The sequence below is a fragment of the Arthrobacter sp. CAN_A2 genome, from assembly GCF_015752045.1.
GTDB lineage: Bacteria > Actinomycetota > Actinomycetes > Actinomycetales > Micrococcaceae > Arthrobacter_D.
Window position 1 is genome coordinate 476,804 of record NZ_JADOUS010000001.1, and the last position, 16,662, is coordinate 493,465.

General features: G+C 70.1%; 17 protein-coding genes. 9 read left to right on the plus strand and 8 right to left on the minus strand.

Translation table 11 applies throughout. The features are described from left to right. Positions 1–87: 87 nt before the first annotated feature. On the minus strand, positions 88–2,112 hold the full coding sequence (locus IWX63_RS02090) for an acyltransferase family protein (RefSeq protein ID WP_334685556.1): 2,025 nt from the start codon (positions 2,110–2,112) through the stop codon (positions 88–90). A 336-nt stretch (positions 2,113–2,448) separates the two neighbouring features. Between IWX63_RS02090 and IWX63_RS02095 the strand changes: the two genes are divergently transcribed. After that, positions 2,449–4,083: a ribonuclease J gene (locus IWX63_RS02095; RefSeq protein WP_199276537.1), complete on the plus strand. Its 1,635-nt coding sequence runs from the start codon at positions 2,449–2,451 to the stop codon at positions 4,081–4,083. 104 nt (positions 4,084–4,187) lie between these two features. Then, positions 4,188–4,466, plus strand: a complete 279-nt coding sequence (locus IWX63_RS02100) for a VanW family protein (protein ID WP_334685557.1) — start codon at positions 4,188–4,190, stop codon at positions 4,464–4,466. A gap of 176 nt (positions 4,467–4,642) precedes the next feature. On the opposite strand, the gene groL is transcribed toward IWX63_RS02100, so the two are convergent. Together groL and groES are read right to left on the minus strand one after the other, a co-directional pair. Further along, a complete protein-coding gene (gene groL / locus IWX63_RS02105; RefSeq protein WP_199276472.1) occupies positions 4,643–6,256 on the minus strand; it encodes a chaperonin GroEL in 1,614 nt (537 codons plus the stop codon). A 75-nt stretch (positions 6,257–6,331) separates the two neighbouring features. Beyond that, positions 6,332–6,628, minus strand: a complete 297-nt coding sequence (gene groES, locus IWX63_RS02110; protein ID WP_104166178.1) for a co-chaperone GroES — start codon at positions 6,626–6,628, stop codon at positions 6,332–6,334. A gap of 206 nt (positions 6,629–6,834) precedes the next feature. On the opposite strand from groES, the gene IWX63_RS02115 reads away from it, so the two are divergent. After that, positions 6,835–8,055, plus strand: coding sequence for a class I SAM-dependent methyltransferase (locus IWX63_RS02115; protein ID WP_199276473.1), 1,221 nt, complete (start codon positions 6,835–6,837; stop codon positions 8,053–8,055). Here the strand turns inward: IWX63_RS02115 and IWX63_RS02120 are convergent. Both IWX63_RS02120 and IWX63_RS02125 read right to left on the minus strand, forming a co-directional pair. Then, positions 8,052–8,345 (minus strand): DUF503 domain-containing protein, encoded by a 294-nt coding sequence (locus IWX63_RS02120; RefSeq protein ID WP_199276474.1) that lies wholly within the window; start codon positions 8,343–8,345, stop codon positions 8,052–8,054. The two genes, IWX63_RS02115 and IWX63_RS02120, sit on opposite strands and share 4 nt — an antisense overlap. A gap of 39 nt (positions 8,346–8,384) precedes the next feature. Next, positions 8,385–9,401 carry a LacI family DNA-binding transcriptional regulator gene (locus IWX63_RS02125; RefSeq protein ID WP_199276475.1) on the minus strand — a complete coding sequence of 339 codons (1,017 nt, stop codon included), beginning with the start codon at positions 9,399–9,401 and terminating at the stop codon, positions 8,385–8,387. A 456-nt stretch (positions 9,402–9,857) separates the two neighbouring features. Between IWX63_RS02125 and IWX63_RS02130 the strand changes: the two genes are divergently transcribed. Together IWX63_RS02130 and ybaK are read left to right on the plus strand one after the other, a co-directional pair. Next, complete coding sequence (locus tag IWX63_RS02130; protein ID WP_199276476.1) at positions 9,858–10,187, plus strand: hypothetical protein; 330 nt, start codon at positions 9,858–9,860, stop codon at positions 10,185–10,187. 47 nt (positions 10,188–10,234) lie between these two features. After that, positions 10,235–10,750, plus strand: coding sequence for a Cys-tRNA(Pro) deacylase (gene ybaK, locus IWX63_RS02135; protein WP_199276477.1), 516 nt, complete (start codon positions 10,235–10,237; stop codon positions 10,748–10,750). A 4-nt stretch (positions 10,751–10,754) separates the two neighbouring features. Here ybaK and IWX63_RS02140 read toward each other — a convergent pair whose 3' ends face one another. Next, complete coding sequence (locus IWX63_RS02140) at positions 10,755–11,225, minus strand: MarR family winged helix-turn-helix transcriptional regulator (protein ID WP_199276478.1); 471 nt, start codon at positions 11,223–11,225, stop codon at positions 10,755–10,757. 79 nt (positions 11,226–11,304) lie between these two features. Between IWX63_RS02140 and IWX63_RS02145 the strand changes: the two genes are divergently transcribed. From IWX63_RS02145 to IWX63_RS02160, 4 genes are read left to right on the plus strand one after another with little or no spacing between them, the layout of a single operon-like run. Then, complete coding sequence (locus tag IWX63_RS02145; RefSeq protein ID WP_199276479.1) at positions 11,305–12,315, plus strand: ATP-binding cassette domain-containing protein; 1,011 nt, start codon at positions 11,305–11,307, stop codon at positions 12,313–12,315. Then, positions 12,312–13,121: an ABC transporter permease gene (locus IWX63_RS02150; RefSeq protein WP_199276480.1), complete on the plus strand. Its 810-nt coding sequence runs from the start codon at positions 12,312–12,314 to the stop codon at positions 13,119–13,121. The genes IWX63_RS02145 and IWX63_RS02150 overlap by 4 nt, the downstream gene beginning before the upstream one ends. A gap of 46 nt (positions 13,122–13,167) precedes the next feature. Continuing rightward, on the plus strand, positions 13,168–13,590 hold the full coding sequence (locus tag IWX63_RS02155) for a GNAT family N-acetyltransferase (protein ID WP_334685558.1): 423 nt from the start codon (positions 13,168–13,170) through the stop codon (positions 13,588–13,590). Beyond that, on the plus strand, positions 13,587–14,228 hold the full coding sequence (locus tag IWX63_RS02160; protein ID WP_334685559.1) for a GNAT family N-acetyltransferase: 642 nt from the start codon (positions 13,587–13,589) through the stop codon (positions 14,226–14,228). Before IWX63_RS02155 ends, IWX63_RS02160 begins: the two co-directional genes overlap by 4 nt. On the opposite strand, the gene IWX63_RS02165 is transcribed toward IWX63_RS02160, so the two are convergent. Next, entirely contained in the window at positions 14,129–14,965 is an 837-nt protein-coding gene (locus IWX63_RS02165) for a PhzF family phenazine biosynthesis protein (RefSeq protein ID WP_199276481.1), read from the minus strand. The two genes, IWX63_RS02160 and IWX63_RS02165, sit on opposite strands and share 100 nt — an antisense overlap. A 30-nt stretch (positions 14,966–14,995) precedes the next feature. Beyond that, on the minus strand, positions 14,996–16,450 hold the full coding sequence (locus IWX63_RS02170; protein WP_199276482.1) for an APC family permease: 1,455 nt from the start codon (positions 16,448–16,450) through the stop codon (positions 14,996–14,998). Positions 16,451–16,662 lie beyond the last annotated feature (212 nt).

Here is a 16,662-nt window from a genome sequence, read left to right on the forward strand (position 1 = left end):
CGGGGCCGACGGCCGAAGATACGCCGGTAGGCCCTGACAGTCTAGAACGGATCGGGGAAGCGCCCTATTCCGGTGACAGCGCTCACGTCACCAGCCGAGGGCCGCCGTGAAGCGCTCCTCGAAGACCGGGACCGTCGTCTCGACGTAGGTCCTGGAGAGGTGGTCGCGGTCCATGTACACGCGGACGTTCCCCACCACTCCGGGGCACGTCCGCCCCGCGCAGACGACGTCGGTCAGGTCCACGTGCTCGAGCCCGGGCAGGCGCCCGGCCAGGGGCAGCAGGGGCGACGACGGCGCGAGCACCTCCGCCGCCGGGACATCGCAGGCCGCCGGGTCGGCGGCATGGAGGGCCGTGCATTCGGCCATGTCCTCCTCGAAGCGCGGCGTGTCACGGAGCGCGACGACGGGGATGCCCGCGTCCAGCAGCGGCGTGATGCCTGCCTCGAAGCCGGCCGGGACCACCTCGTCCGGCGAACTCCAGTCCGTGCGCGTCCCGACGGTGAGGACGGCGTCTGGGGCGAGTTCCAGGGCGTAGGCACGGACGGCGTCGTTGAAGGCCTGGCACTCCGGGTCCACGTCCTCGCGGGAATCGACGAAGCGGCAGCTGGGCCGGTGCACCGAGACGGCGAGCCAGCCGTTGGTCTCGGCCATGGCACCGAGCGCGGTCATCCACATCTGCGAATGGGAATCGCCCAGCACCAGCACGGTCCGCTCCGCGGTCGCCTCGTCCCCGGTCTGGACGCACGAGGACAGCTGCGGGTCGGCGGGCATCAGGGCTTCCGAGCACGGCCCGTCCACGTCCGCCCATTCCGCGCCGAGGCTGCTCGTGAGCGGCTTCACCAGCGCGTCGTCGGCGCCCCGGTACTCGAAGCCGGGGTCCAGGGCGGCGGCACCAGGGTTGTCGGCGCGTGTCTGCTGCTCCACCGCCGCCTCCTGCGCCTGCACCCGGTACTCCCAGCCGGAGAGCGGGACGGCCACGAGGGCGAGGGCCAGCGCCGCGACGAGGCCGGTCCGTCGGCGCTGCACGGACGGCCAGGACCACGAGCGCACCGGCTCCTCGACGAAGCGCGTGGTGAGCGCGGCCAGCACGAGGGAGGCGGCGATGACGACGGCGCCGTCGAGCAGACCGGCGTTCTCCTTGCCGGCGACGACGAGCCAGATGACCAGGAGGGGCCAGTGCCACAGGTAGAGCGCGTAGGACGCCCCGCCGAGGCGCAGGAGCGGCGCCGAGGACAGCCAGCGGTCCACGCCGGCGGGGCTGTCCGTGCGGCCCGCGACGATCACGGCGGCCGCGGCCAGCGTCGGCCAGAGGGCGACGAACCCCGGGAACTGCTGCTGCACCTGCAGGAGGACGCCGCACGCCAGCATCATGACCACGCCGGCCCAGCCGAAGACCACCCGCACCCGCCGCGGGAGCACGAGGTACGGGAGCGCGAGGGCCACGAGCGACCCGAGGGCGAATTCCCAGAGCCGGGCACGCGTGTCGAAGTAGGCCGCCGCCTGGTCGGTCCCGGTTTGCCAGACCGAGAACGCGAGCGATACCGCGAAGAGGGCGCCGAACAGGACGATCAGCACGGGGCGCGGACGAAGCCGCGTGAGGGCGGCGAGCACACCGGCCAGCGCGAAGACGAGCGGCCACAGGAGGAACACCTGCCCCTGGATCGACAGGGACCAGAAATGCTGCAGCGGACTGGCCGCGCTGTGGTCGAGGGCGTAGTAGTCGACCGCGTTGCCCGCGAGCTCCCAGTTCTGCCGGTAGGTCAGCGACGCCCACGTCTGGTCGAACACCGCACGCCAGCGCGAGCTCGGTACGAACACGGCCGTCGCGGCGAGGACGGACAGGAGGACCACGACGGCGGCGGGCAGCAGCCGCTTCAGCAGGTTGAGCCAGTACGCGACGAGCGCGAGGGGCTGCTGCGCCTCGAGCCTCCGCGTGAACGTGACGGTGAGCAGGAAGGCCGAGACGAGCAGGAAGACGTCCACGCCGCCAGACACCCGGCCGAGCCACACGTGGTAGACCACCACCATCGCGACGGCGAGGGCCCGCAGCCCCTGCACCTCGGGACGGAAACGGCGGGTATCGCCGCCTCCGGAAACCGCCGCGGCGGTCACCGGAGCAGCGGGCGTAAGGGTGGAAGCCAGGCTGTTGCTCCTCTGTCGGACGGCCACGGGACATGGACGCAAACCTCCAGTTTACCGTCCGGGCGTCGTCGTCCGGCGCCTCCGCGGAGCGGTCGGCCCCCGCCCATGCGCCGAACCCCGTAGTCTAGGAGGAGTATCTTCCCCGAACGCGGGGGACCAACCAGAACGGAATCGCCGGGTTTGCCGGCCTCGACGACACTCGTCTGACGGCCGCTCCCCCGCCATTCCTCACCAACGAGAGAAACCTGATCTGTGAATAAAAGACCTGCCGCACTGAAAGCACCACGGGAACTGGCCAAGGGAGCCATGCGCATCGTCGCTCTCGGGGGGATCGGTGAGATCGGCAGAAACATGACCGTCTTCGAGTTCGAGGGCAAGCTGCTGATCGTGGACTGCGGGGTGCTGTTCCCGGAGGAACACCAGCCCGGCATCAACGTGATCCTGCCGGACTTCTCCTACATCCGCGACCGGCTCGACGACGTCGTTGCCGTGGTCCTCACGCACGGCCACGAGGACCACATCGGCGGGGTGCCCTACCTGCTCAAGGAGCGCGCCGACATCCCCCTGGTGGGCTCGCGCCTCACGCTCGCCTTCATCGAGGCCAAGCTCAAGGAACACCGGATCACCCCGAAGACCATCCAGGTCAAGGAGGGTGAGCGCCGCACGATGGGCGGCTTCGACCTCGAATTCGTCGCTGTGAACCACTCCATCCCGGACAGCCTCGCCGTCGCCATCCGCACCGCGGCCGGCATGGTCCTGCACACCGGCGACTTCAAGATGGACCAGTTCCCGCTGGACAAGCGCATCACCGACCTCGGCTCCTTCGCCCGGCTCGGCGCGGAGGGCGTGGACCTGTTCCTCACCGACTCCACCAACGCGGACGTCCCCGGCTTCACGACGTCGGAGAAGGACCTCGGGCCCGCGATCGACGCCGTGTTCCGCACCGCGCCGCGCCGGATCATCGTCTCCAGCTTCGCCAGCCACATCCACCGCATCCAGCAGATCATCGACACCGCCCACCGGCACCGCCGCAAGGTGGCGTTCGTGGGCCGTTCGATGGTGCGCAACATGACCATCGCGGCGGATCTGGGCTACCTCAACATCCCGCAGGGCCTGCTGGTGGACTTCAAGAAGCTCGAGCGCAGCGACGACCACAAGGTGGTCCTCATCTGCACCGGCTCGCAGGGTGAGCCGATGGCCGCGCTCTCGCGCATGGCCAACAACGACCACGCCATCCGCATCACCGAGGGCGACACGGTGCTGCTGGCCAGCTCCCTCATCCCGGGCAACGAGAACGCGATCTACGGCATCATCAACGCGCTAACCGAGATCGGCGCCAACGTGGTCCACAAGGGCAACGCGAAGGTGCACGTCTCCGGCCATGCCAGCGCCGGCGAGCTCGCCTACTGCTACAACATCGTCAAGCCCCGCAACGTCATGCCCGTGCACGGCGAGTGGCGCCACCTGCGGGCCAACTCGGAGATCGCCGTCGCCACCGGCGTCGATCCCCGCAACGTGGTCCTCGCCCAGGACGGCGTGACCGTGGACCTCGTCCGCGGCCGCGCGACCATCTCGGGCAAGGTCGACGCCGGGCTCGTGTTCGTCGACGGCGACAGCGTGGGCGGCATCACCGAGGAGGACCTCGTGGAGCGCCGCCGCCTGGCCGAGGAGGGCGTCGTCACCATCCTCGCGATCATCGACCCGGACAACGGCAACATGGTCGAGGCCCCCGAGTTCTTCACCAAGGGCTTCTCCTGCTCCGACGAGGACCTCGACAAGGCCGGCGCCGCCGTCGAGAAGGCACTGCGCGACGCCGCCGGCAACCGCCAGGGCGGACGCCGCCAGGACCCCGAGGACATCATCGAGCGGGCCACCGCCAACTGGATGCGCCGGTTCTACAACCGCCAGCCCGTGGTCAACGCGATCGTCGTCGACGCCTGACCCCGGCAGGACGAGCAAGCCCCGGTACCCGTTCGGGTACCGGGGCTTCGTCGTTGTCGGGGCGTGGCAGGATCTCGTCGACCCGCTCCGAGGAGTCCCTGCCGGTGACCGTCTACCGGCACACTTCCCTGATCCGCCGGCGCCTGGGGAACGTCGACACCGAACTGCAGGACAACAAGGCCGTCAGCCTCGGCCACACCGCCCCGAAGATCGACGGCGTCCCGACCGCGCCCGGAGAGCGTTTCTCCTTCTGGAGCCTCGCCGGCCGGTGCTCCGCGAAGGAGGGATACCGGGAGGGCCTGACGATCAGCAACGGCAGGCCCGGCCGGGGTATGGGCGGCGAGCCGGACTGCGCGGACCTGCCCACCGGGTGCCGCCACTGAGTGGGCATGGTCGCACATGCCCACCGGGTCGGCGCGGTGGATGGGCAGGAGCGCCGCCGGTCGGCGCGGTGGATGGGCAGGAGCGCCGCCGGCCGGCACGGACACCGGACGCAGAAGCACCCCGGCTCCGCGGAGCCGGGGTGCTTCAGGGACGGAGCGGGCCGGAGCCCCTGCGCCTAGTGCGAGTGGCCGTGGCCCTCATCGTCGGACGCCTCGGGCTTCTCGACCACGAGGGTTTCCGTGGTGAGCACCAGAGCCGCGATCGAGGCTGCGTTCTGCAGGGCCGAACGCGTCACCTTGACCGGGTCGATGATGCCGGCGTCGATCAGGTTCTCGTACTCGCCGGTCGCGGCGTTGAAGCCGTGGCCGATCTCGAGGTCGGAGACCTTCGCGACGACGACGTAGCCCTCGTGGCCGGCGTTCTCGGCGATCCAGCGCAGCGGCTGGGCGAGGGCGCGGCGGACGAGGCCGACGGCGGTGGCCGCGTCGCCCTCGAGTGCCAGCACGTCGGGGTCGGTGTCCAGTGCCTTGCCGGCGTGGACCAGCGCGGACCCGCCTCCGGCGACGATGCCCTCTTCGAGGGCCGCACGCGTCGAGGACACGGCGTCCTCGATGCGGTGCTTCTTCTCCTTCAGCTCGACCTCGGTGGCCGCGCCGACCTTGATCACGCCGATACCGCCGGCGAGCTTCGCCAGGCGCTCCTGGAGCTTCTCACGGTCCCAGTCGGAGTCGGTGCGCTCGACCTCGGCGCGGATCTGCGCCACGCGGTCGGCGACGTCGGACTCGCTGCCGGTGCCGTCGACGATCGTGGTGGCGTCCTTGGTGACGGTGATCCGGCGTGCGGAACCGAGCACCTCGAGGCCCACCTGGTCCAGCTTCAGGCCGAGGTCCGGCGAGACGACCTGCGCACCCGTGAGGGTGGCGATGTCCTGCATCATGGCCTTGCGGCGGTCCCCGAAGCCCGGAGCCTTGACGGCGACGACGTTGAGGGTGCCGCGGATCTTGTTGACCACCAGGGTGGAGAGCGCCTCGCCCTCGATGTCCTCGGCGATGATGAACAGCGGTTTGCCGGCCTGCAGGGCCTTCTCGAGCAGCGGCAGGAATTCCGCCAGTGAGGAGATCTTGCCGGAGTTGATGAGGATGAGCGCGTCCTCGAGGACGGCTTCCTGGCGCTCGGCATCGGTCACGAAGTACGGCGAGAGGTAACCCTTGTCGAACTGCATGCCCTCGGTGAGGACGAGCTCGGTCTGCGTGGTGGAGGACTCCTCGATGGTGATCACACCATCCTTGCCGACCTTGTCGAAGGCCTCTGCGAGGAGATCGCCGACCTCGGTGCTCTGCGCGGAGATGGAGGCGACGTCGGCGGTCTGCTGACCGACGACCTCGCGGGCGTTCTCCAGCAGGCGCTTGGCCACGGCCTGGACCGACACCTCGATGCCGTGCTTGAGCTGCCCGGGAGCGGCGCCGGCGGCGACGTTGCGGAGGCCTTCCTTGACGAGTGCCTGGGCCAGGACCGTGGCGGTGGTCGTTCCATCACCGGCGACGTCGTTCGTCTTGGTGGCGACCTCCTTGGCCAGCTGGGCGCCGAGGTTCTCGTACGGGTCGTCGAGTTCGACCTCGCGGGCGATCGTGACGCCGTCGTTCGTGATGGTGGGGGCGCCCCACTTCTTGTCGAGCACGACGTTGCGTCCGCGCGGGCCCAGCGTCACCTTGACGGTGTTCGCGAGCTTGTCCACGCCGGCCTCGAGGGCACGGCGGGCGGCGTCGTTGAATTCCAACTGCTTTGCCATTCGTTGGTTCCTTTCAGGCTTGTGCAGCGAGAAAAACCCCGGCCACAGCGGGCCGGGGCTTCTCCAATCGGGGTGTTACTTGACGACGATCGCGAGGACGTCGCGGGCGGAGAGCACGAGGTACTCCTGGCCGCCCTGCTTGATCTCGGTTCCGCCGTACTTCGAGTAGATGACGATGTCGCCCTCGGCGACATCGACGGGGACGCGGTTGCCGTTGTCGTCGACACGGCCGGGTCCGACTGCTACGACTTCGCCCTCCTGGGGCTTCTCCTTGGCGGTGTCCGGGATGACGAGGCCGGAAGCAGTGGTCTGCTCGGCTTCGAGCGGGCGGACAACAATACGATCCTCAAGCGGCTTGATAGAGACCGACACGGGCTCTCCTTTGCGTTCGATACCAATGAATGGAGGCCGTCGGGCTGGGCGTGAACCGTCGTCGCGGTGCCGGCGAACGCTTCCCTCGGGATTAGCACCCGCAGTGAGCGAGTGCCAACTCCGACTGTATGCAAGCGCTGGCACTCGGTCAAGGCGAGTGCCAGCGCGCGTCATGCGCCGACCCTCCCGTCGCCTAGGCTGGCAGCATGGCTTCGGACAACATCGCGGACATCCTGACCCCGGAGGGCTGGGAGCTGCTGAACTCGCTCGGGCCCTACACCGAGGCCGACAGCCTGCGCCTCACCGGGCAGCTGCGGAAGGCCGGCTACTCCCCCGAGGTGGTCGCCGCCGCGCTCACCCAGTCACGGCTCCGGGCGAAGGCCTCCGCCAAGTTCGGCCCCTTCGCCGAGCGCATGATCTTCACGGCGGCCGGGCTCGAGCAGGCCACGCGCCTGACGGTCGCGGCACGCCACGCCCAGCGCTTCGTCGACGTCGGCCTCGTCAGGATCGCCGACCTCGGCTGCGGGCTCGGCGCGGACAGCATGGCCCTGGCCACCCTCGACCGCGACGTCACCGCCGTCGAGCTCGACGAGACGACCGCCGCTGCCGCGACGATGAACCTGCTCCCCTTCCCCAACGCGCGCGTCGTCAACGCCGACGCCTCCTCCGTCGACACCACCGCGTACGACGGCGTCTGGCTCGACCCGGCGCGCAGGACGACGACGACGTCGGGCACGTCCCGCCTGTTCGACCCCGAGGCGTTCTCACCCCCGCTGTCCTTCGTGCAGGGACTCGCGGACGGCGGCATGCCGGTGGGCGTGAAGATGGGCCCGGGCATGCCGCACGGCTCCATCCCGGCGACCTGCGAGGCACAGTGGGTCTCCGTGGACGGCGACGTCACGGAGGTGGCCCTCTGGTTCAACGCGCTCCGCCGTGACGGCGTCCGGCGGGCAGCCCTCGTGATCGGTGCGCAGGGTGCCGCGGAGATGATGTCGGAGCGGGACTTCGGGGACGGACCGACGGCCGCCATCGGCGGACCCGCCGGATACCTCTACGAGCCCGACGGCGCCGTCATCCGCGCCGAACTCGTGGCGGACCTCGCCGCGCAGCTCGGCGGGCACCTGCTGGATCCGATGATCGCCTACATCTGTGCGCCGTCGTTCACCGATACCCCCTTCGCGCGCGCCTACCGGGTCCTCGAGGTCCGGCCGTACAACGTCAGGGCGCTGAAGACCTGGGTCCGCACCGAGGGGATCGGGGTCCTCGACATCAAGAAGCGCGGCACCTCGGTCACCCCCGAGGAGGTCCGCAAGCAGCTGCTGACCGGGTCGGGCAAGGGCCGGAAGAAGGCCACCCTCGTCCTCACGCGCATCGGGGACGAGCGCGTGGCCATCGTCGTCGAGCCCGTGTCGGCGTCCGGTCCCTAGTCCTCGCTGCTGAGGAGCCTTCGTCGGGCGCTCAGGAGCTCGACCTCCGGCCGGGCCGCGACGTACCGCTCCACGCGGTCCAGCACGTCCACCACGTGGTGCCGGTCCCCGCCGACCACACCGGCCCCGACGACGGCGCGGCGGTGCAGCTCCTGGTGCCCCACCTCCGCGACGGAGAGCTCGAACTTCCGCCGGAGGTCCGCCACGAGCGGGCGCACCACCGAACGTTTGCCCTTCAACGAATGCACATCGCCGAGCAGGACGTCGAACTCGATGAACCCGATCCACATGAGCGTCCTCCTCGTCGAGAGCCCCTCCCCGGGGCGGGCCTAGGCCGAATCGCGCCAGACGACCGTCGTGTCGAGCACCTGCACGGGACTGGGCAGGCCGCGGATCTGGGCCAGCACCAGTTCCGCGGCGGTGCTGCCCAGCAGGTCGGCCGGCTGTCGGACGGTGGACAGCTGGGGCCGGGTACGCACGGCCCAGCTGCTGTCGTCGAAGCCGACGATCCCGACGTCGTCGGGCACCTTCCGCCCCGACTCCTGGAGCGCGGTCATGGCGCCCGCGGCGACGGCGTCCGAGGACGCGAAGACGCCGTCGATCCCGGGGCAGCGACGCAGCAGTTCCTGCATGCCCTCGAGCCCCGCGGCGTAGGTGTAGAGCGGGTACTCGACCACCAGGGAGGCGTCGAACCGGTCGCCCATCGCGTCCCGGAACCCCGTGAAGCGGTCGTACCCGGAATCACGGTCCATGGCGCTGGCGATCATGCCGATCCTCCGGCGCCCGGTGTCCATGAGGCGCCGCGTGATCGCCCGGGCCGCGGCGGCATTGTCGATCGCGACGTACGGCAGGTCCGGCGTGCCGGGCGGGTGGCCGACGAAGGCGGCCGGGACACCGATGTCGCGCACCGCGGAGGCGATGGGGTCGGAGGCCCGCGCGGAGACGATGACCGCGCCGTCCACGAGGCCTCCCCTGAGGTAGTCGGCGACCCTGCGGCTGTCCCTGTCGGAGTCGATGATGAGGGAGACGAGCTGGTAGTCCGCCTTGGAGAGCACGGCGTTCGCCCCGAGGAGGATGGAGCCGATGTTGGGGTCCTCGAACAGGAGCGAGTGCGGCTCGTGGATGATCAGGGCGATCGCCCGGGATTCCTGCGTGACGAGGTTCCTGGCCGCGGAGTTGCGCACGTAGCCCACCCGCGCGATCGCCTCCTCGACGGCGATGCGCGCTTCGTCGGAGACATACCGTTCGCCGTTGACGACCCGCGAGACGGTCCCGCGCGAGAGCCCTGCCGCGGTGGCGACGTCGTTGATGGTCGCCCGGCGTGAACGGGTGCGGATCGGGGGCATACACGTACTTTAGCCGAGCGTTCACGAGCCGTTTCCGTGTCGGGGATGACCGGCAGAGTACTCTGGGGGAAGTTGTCTAGAAGAAGGCGGCTGTTTCTCCGGTTCTCCTCCTCGTTGTCCCCGCCACCGCGCCGGGCATCGTTCAGCAGAGTCCCATCCCCCGATCGGGGCGTGCAGCAATGACCCACCAGGAAGCCCTTCTTCCCCGACTCCCCGCGGGCGGATCGCTGATCCGTTCTCCGCGCCATACCGACGAGGCCGCCGGATCCCGGCATGCCCGTCCGCTCTCCGCGATGCCCTCCGTCTGCCTGCCCTGACGCCCTCGGGCGCCCTGACTCCTCCTGTTCCGCGACCGAGCCGCGACCGCGCCCTCCCCGCGCATCCACGCCGCCCCGGGCGAGCGACCCCGCCGGATCACCCCTCGGCGCCTGCCTCCGACTGCAAAGGATCATCCTCATGACGCAGCACATCGAGCATTTCCTCCAGGCCACCACCACGATCACCACCGACGGAGCCCTGGTCTCCGTCGACGAGCTCGAGTCCCTCTACGTGTACTGGTGCTCCCGGAACAGCGAGGACCCCTCCGCCACGGAGCAGGTCGTCGCAGCCCTCGAGCGGCACGGCGTGGAGCCGGCCACCCGCGACGGCGTAGATTACGTCGAAGGGCTCGTCCTGACCGGCAGCCTCGTGACCGATTTCATCCTCTCGTGCGAGTTCACGGGCATCTGGGGTGTCCCGGCGGCCTACGAGCCGGCGACGGCACTGGACGCCGCGACGGCGTCCTAGCGGGCCTACCGAGCAGGCATGCATGGGCGACGACACGCAGGAGTGATGTGGGCAGGAAGACGACGGGACCACGCAGCACGCCCGCCCTGGCCGCCCTAACGGCCGCGGCCATCCCCTTCACGGCGCACCCCTACAGCCACGAGGAGGGTGCCTCCTCCTACGGACTCGAGGCCGCCGCAGCGCTGGGCATCGAGCCGGAGCGGGTCTTCAAGACCCTGATGGCGAGCGTCGACGGGACGCTGGTCGCCGCCGTCGTCCCCGTCAGCGGTCCACTCGACCTCAAGGCCCTGGCCTCGGCGCTCGGCCGGCGGAAGGCCGCGATGGCCGATCCCGACGCCGCCCGGCGGCGGACGGGCTATGTCCTTGGCGGGATCTCCCCCATCGGCCAACGGCAGGCATCCCCCGTCGTCGTCGACCTGTCCGCACTCGACCACGCGACCGTCTTCGTGTCCGGCGGCCAGCGGGGCCTGGACATCGAACTGGCCCCCGCAGACCTGGTGGCCGTCACGCACGCCCTGACCGCACCGATCGCGGGCGCCCGGCGTCGCTCCGCGGACCCATGAGGCCCTAGCCGGTGCGCGCGAGGTGCTTCAGGACCACCGCGGTCGAGTCCCGGAGGAACCGGTCGATCAGCTCCAGCTGGGCGTCGTCGTAGTCCGACATCATGACCGACAGATCCGCAGCGAGTGGCTGGAAGAACTCGTGCCCGAGCTGCACGGCCGCTGGCTCCACGATCAGCAGGACGCGACGCCGGTCCGTGGGATCCGGCTCCCGCCGGACATGCCCGGCCGCGAGCATGCGGTCGACGAGCGCCGTGACGGAGGCCGGCGTCAGGTCGAGGAGGTCGCCGAGCTGCCCCGAGGTGAGCGGCGTGCCGCGCCGGGCGGCTTCCATGAGTTCCATGACCGCCCGCGCCGCCGTGTGATGCATCCCGTACCGGGTCCCGAAGGCCCGGCTGAGGTCACCGGACACCGAGGAGAACCGCCGGAGCTTGGCGCTGACGTCCTTCTGGCGGTCCGGAGTCTTGTGCGGATCCACGCGGGACTCCTACTCTTAGACGGTCGAACTATTCGATCAGCTTACTTTATGTTCATCGAAAGAATATGGAGGTGCCTGCATGGACGTATCCGAACCCGCCATCTCCGCCGACCACATCGTCCGCCGCTTCGGGGACAAGGTCGCGGTCGACGACGTCAGCCTCGCCGTCGCACCGGGTGAGATCTACGGATTCCTCGGGCCGAACGGTGCCGGCAAATCGACCCTCACCCGGGTCCTGTGCACCCTGATCACGCCGTCCGAGGGGCACGCCCGCGTGGCCGGGTACGACGTCGCCACCGAAGCGGAGGAGGTCCGGTTGCGCGTGGGCGTCGCATTGCAGGAGGCGGCGCTCGACGACCAGCAGACCGGGTCAGAGATGCTGGCGCTGCAGGGCCGCTTCTACGGGCTGTCGGCCGCGGCGACGCGCTCCCGCGTCGCCGAGCTGACGGACCTCATCGATATCGGCGAGGCCCTCGGGCAGCGGATCGGCACCTACTCCGGCGGCATGAAGCGCCGCCTCGACCTGGCACTGGCCCTCGTGCACGACCCGGCCGTGCTGTTCCTCGACGAACCGACCACCGGGCTGGACCCGGTCAGCCGCGTCAAGGTGTGGCAGGAGGTCCGCCGGCTGAACACCGACCTGGGCATGACGGTCTTCCTCACCACGCAGTACCTGGAGGAGGCGGACGAGCTCGCCGACCGCGTGGGCATCATCAACAAGGGCACCCTGGTGGCCGAGGGCACCCCCACCGAGCTCAAGCGTGCCATCGGCACCGACGTCATCATCGTCACGCTCGGAGGGTCCGTCGACCGGGCGAGGGCGGCCCTCGAACGCCTCGGCACCGTCCAGCGGGTCGAGACGAGCGGGGAGACGCTGGTCCTCAGCGTCTCCGACGGGCCCTCGACGATCAGTCCCGTCGCGGTGGCCCTGGCGGACGTACCGGGGGTGGACGTCCGAGAACTGTCCCTGCGCCGACCGTCGCTCGACGACGTGTTCCTCTCGGTCACCGGCGAGCACATCAGCGACGACCGCGGCCCGGCCGGCGACCCGGCTGCCGCACCACGCGAATCCACGAGGGAGCGGGCATGACGACCATCAGCGGCACCACGGGGCGCTCCGCCGCCGAACCGCGGCGCGCGGGTTTCCTGCGCGACCTCCTATCGGTCGCCACCCGCGCGCTCCGGGCCATCCCGCGCGCTCCCGCCGAGGTGATCCCCGCGCTGGTCATCCCGGTGTTCTTCTTCGTCGTCAATATCGGCGCCCTGGAGCCCGTGGCCGAGGCCACCGGGGTGGACAACTTCCGCGCCTTCCAGCTGCCCGTCGCCATCATCTTCGCGGTCACCGGCGTCTCCCGTGCCAGCAGCCTCGTCACGGACATCAGCAGCGGGTACTTCGACCGCCTGCTGCTGACCCCGATGCACCGGTCCGCCCTCCTGCTCGGGCTGATGGTCGCCGACCTGGTCCTCGTGATGGCCCTGTGCGTGCCGGTGCTGATCCTGGGATTCCTCGTCGGCGTCGAATTCACCACCGGTGCGGCCGGGATCATCGGGTTCATCGCGATCGCCGGCCTGTGGGGGCTCGCGTTCACCGGTTTCCCGTACGCGATCGCCCTGCGCACCGGGAGCCCGGGTGCCGTCAACTCCTCCTTCCTGCTCTTCTTCCCCTTCGCCTTCCTCACCACGTCCTTCCTCCCGCAGGAGGCACTCACGGGGTGGCTGGCCACGATCGCCGACTACAACCCGATCACCTACCTGCTCGCCGCGCTGAGGTCGCTCATCAGCGACGGCTGGGTGTGGGACGACCTGTGGCCCGGCTTCCTGGCCATCGCCGGCGTGGGGGCCGTCAGCTTCACGCTCGCCTTCGCCGCCCTGCGCGGACGGGTGTCCCGCGAGTGACGCCGCGCCCGTGCCATCGGACGACGCCGCTGGGTAGGCTGGGCCGGTGAGGATCACCGCGGAGGACACCCCTCCCCTGGACAGTGCCCTCGCGCTCTACGACTCCGTGGGGTGGACGGCCTACACGCGTGACCCCGACCGGCTCGCGCGGAGCCTCACGGGGTCCCACCTGGTCGTCACGGCATGGGACGACGACGGCGGCCTCATCGGGCTGGCGCGCACCGTCTCGGACGGGGAGTCGATCTGCTACATCCAGGACATCCTCGTACACCCCGCGTCCCGGCGCCACGGGGTGGCCCGCGCCCTGATGGAGGAGATCCGGGGGCGCTACGGTCATTGCATGTTCCTGGCCCTCAGCACCGACGCCGACGGGACGGAGGACGCGGCGCAGTCGCACCCGTTCTACCGCGCCCTGGGCTTCCGGTCCCACCCCGACCTCGGCCTGGCCGCCTTCGGCTACCGGCCGTGACCGAACCGGGGCGTGCGCTGCTGCCCGACTGGCCGGAGGTGCCGCCGGCGTCCGGCAGCGTGAGCCTGCGGCAGGTCGAGGACCGGGACGCGGGCATGATCCGTGACCTGGCGACCGACCCCTACGTGCCCCTGATCGGCACCCTGCCGCCGATGGCCGGCGAGGAGGAAGCCCTCGCCTACATCGCCCGCCAGCGCCAACGGCACCCGGAGGGGGCCGGCTTCTCCTTCGCGATCACCGACGCCCGCACGGACCGGGCCCAGGGCGTCATCGGCCTGTGGCTGCGCGACTATCCCCTGGGGCGCGCGCAGGCCGGCTACGCCGTCGCCCCCGCCGCACGCGGCCGCGGGATCGCGACCGATGCCCTGCGTGCACTGGTCTCGTTCGCGTGGACTCTGCCGGGCCTGTACCGCGTGGAACTGCATATCGAGCCGTGGAACACGGCATCCATCGGTGTCGCCCGCCGGGCCGGCTTCAGCTACGAGGGGCTCCTCGGCAGCTACCTGGAGATCGCCGGCGAGCGGCGCGACCTCGCTTCCTACGCGTTGATCCGCACAGCACCACCGGAGACCGTCAGACCCCCGGACTCGGGGATGCCGACCGTGATCAGGGACGGCCGCCCCACATCGGAGCCCTGATGCACGGTGAGCACGGCCGGCGGGACGATCTCGCCCCGCGCCCGCAGATAGGCGCCGAGCGATGCCGCCGCCGAACCGGTGGCGGGGTCCTCGCGCACGCCGCCGGGCGGGAAGGGGTTGCGGGCCTCGAAGACGTCCGGAGCGATCCGGTGCACGACGGCGACCGTCGCCCCCCAGCCGTGGGCGGCCATGAGCGCCTTGAGGCCGTCGTAGTCGTAGTCGAGGCCGCGCAGGACCGCCGCGTCACGGACGGGCACGATCGGGTGGATGTTGCCGGCGAAGGACAGCAGGACGGGCAGGTCGGGTGACAGGTCCTCCTCGGCGAGCCGCAGGTGCCGCAGCAGGTCCGTCCGGCCGACGGCGTCGATCCCGTCGACCCACGGTTCGACCGTCTCGAGGGACGCGACGAAGCGGTCGGCCACCCGGGCCGTCGTGAGCCCGAGCACTCCCACCGGCGTCGAGAGTGCCAGCGTCCCCGGTCCCTCGCGTTCGGCGAGCGCGACGCCCGTGGCGATCGTCGCGTGGCCGCAGAAGGGGATCTCCGCCTCGGGGGCGAAGTAGCGGACCGTGGCACGTCCCGGCAGGCGGCCGGAGATGAAGGCGCTCTCCGCATAGCCGAGCTCCGCGGCGATCGCCTGCATCCCGTCGGCGGTCAGGCCGTCGGCGTCGAGCACCACGCCGGCGGGGTTCCCGCCGTCGGGCCGGTCGGTGAACGCTGCATAGCGGAGGATCTCCATGAGGCCGATGCTAGCGCGGCGCGGGGGACATCACCCTTCGATCGCCGCCGGGTCCCCCGTCGGGGTGTTGGTCCTCCGGTTGATCAGCCAGGTGACGAACCAGAGCACGACGCCGATCACCATCAGGCCCCCGGCGATCTGGTACTGGATGATGTCGCGCCCCACCCAGGGGCCGGCGAGGAAGAGGCAGAGGACCGCGGCCACGGCGGGTAGCGGGCCCGGGGAGGTGAAGAACACCTTCCGGTTGACGTCCCGCTTGCGGCGCAGCACCAGGCACGCGATGTTCACCACGGTGAAGACGCACAGGAGCAGGAACGCCGTGGTCCCGGAGAGGTTGGCGACGATGTTGCCGTCCGGATCACTGGTGACGTACAGGATCAGGGCGAGCGCCAGGACCGTCGAGAAGGCGATGCCGGCCCACGGCGTGCAGCGCACGGGGAGCACCTTGCCCAGCGACCGGGGCAGGACGCCCTGCCGGGCCATACCGTAGATCAGGCGGCTGGCCATCAGCATGTTGATCAGGGCGGTGTTCGCGACCGCGAAGACGGCCAGGAAGGGGAAGATCTGGTCGATGGGGAAATCGGGTGATCCCTTGTGCACCACCTCGAGCAGCGCGGCGCCCTCGGCCTCCCGGATGCCTTCCAGCTCGGTGGGAGTCAGCACCGTGACCACGGAGACGGCCACCAGCATGTAGAAGATGACCGCGATCCCGAGGCCGGTCAGCATGGTCCGCGGGAAGATGCGCTCCGGGTTCTGCGTCTCCTCGACCATGTTGACGGAGTCCTCGAAGCCCACCATCGCGAAGAAGGCGATCGAGGTGGCGGCCGTGACCGCCAGGAAGAGACCCTTGTCCTGGTAGTCGGTGAAGACGAAGACCTGGCCCACGTTGCCGGTGCCCTGCGCCATGGCGAAGAAGCCCACGCCGATCACGATGCACAGCGCGGCGACCTCGATGAGCGTCAGGACGACGTTGAACTTGACGCTCTCGCCGACGCCCCGGAGGTTGATCAGGGCGAGCAGGATCATGAACCCCAGGGCGACGGCGGTGAGCACCCCCTGCCCCGGCATGTCCATCCAGCCGTTGACCACGAAGCCGCCGAAGAGGTTCTGCGCGAGCACGTTGGCGGAGGTGGCGGCACTGGTGACGCCGGAACAGACGACGGCGAAGGCCACCAGGAAGGTGACGAAGTGGATGCCGAACGCCTTGTGGGTGTAGAGGGCGGCACCCGCGGCCTGGGGGTACTGCGTCACGAGCTCGAGGTAGGAGAACGCCGTCATCGTCGCGACGACGAAGGCGAGGAGGAACGGGAGCCAGACCAGTCCGCCGACCGTCCCGGCCATGGTGCCGGTGACGGCGTAGACCCCGGCTCCGAGGATGTCACCCACGATGAACAGGAGGAGCAGCTTGGGCCCGAGGACCCGCTTGAGTTCGGGCTCCTCCCGGGTGGCGGACGCATCGGACACGTGCCCTGCAGAAGTACTCATCAATGGCCTCCCCGTGGTGTTCCACCTCACTGTGGTACCAATCACCCTGCTTAGCAAGACATTGCGCGTGCTTCCAATGTGTGGTCAGGAACGGGATCAGGGTGCCTCCTCGATGGCCCTTGGAGCGGCGTTACGGTCTGGAGGCTCCGGCGTTGACACCCAATGTGAGCCACGTTACTCTGGGAACGTTCACAGATTCTCGACGGAGAGCA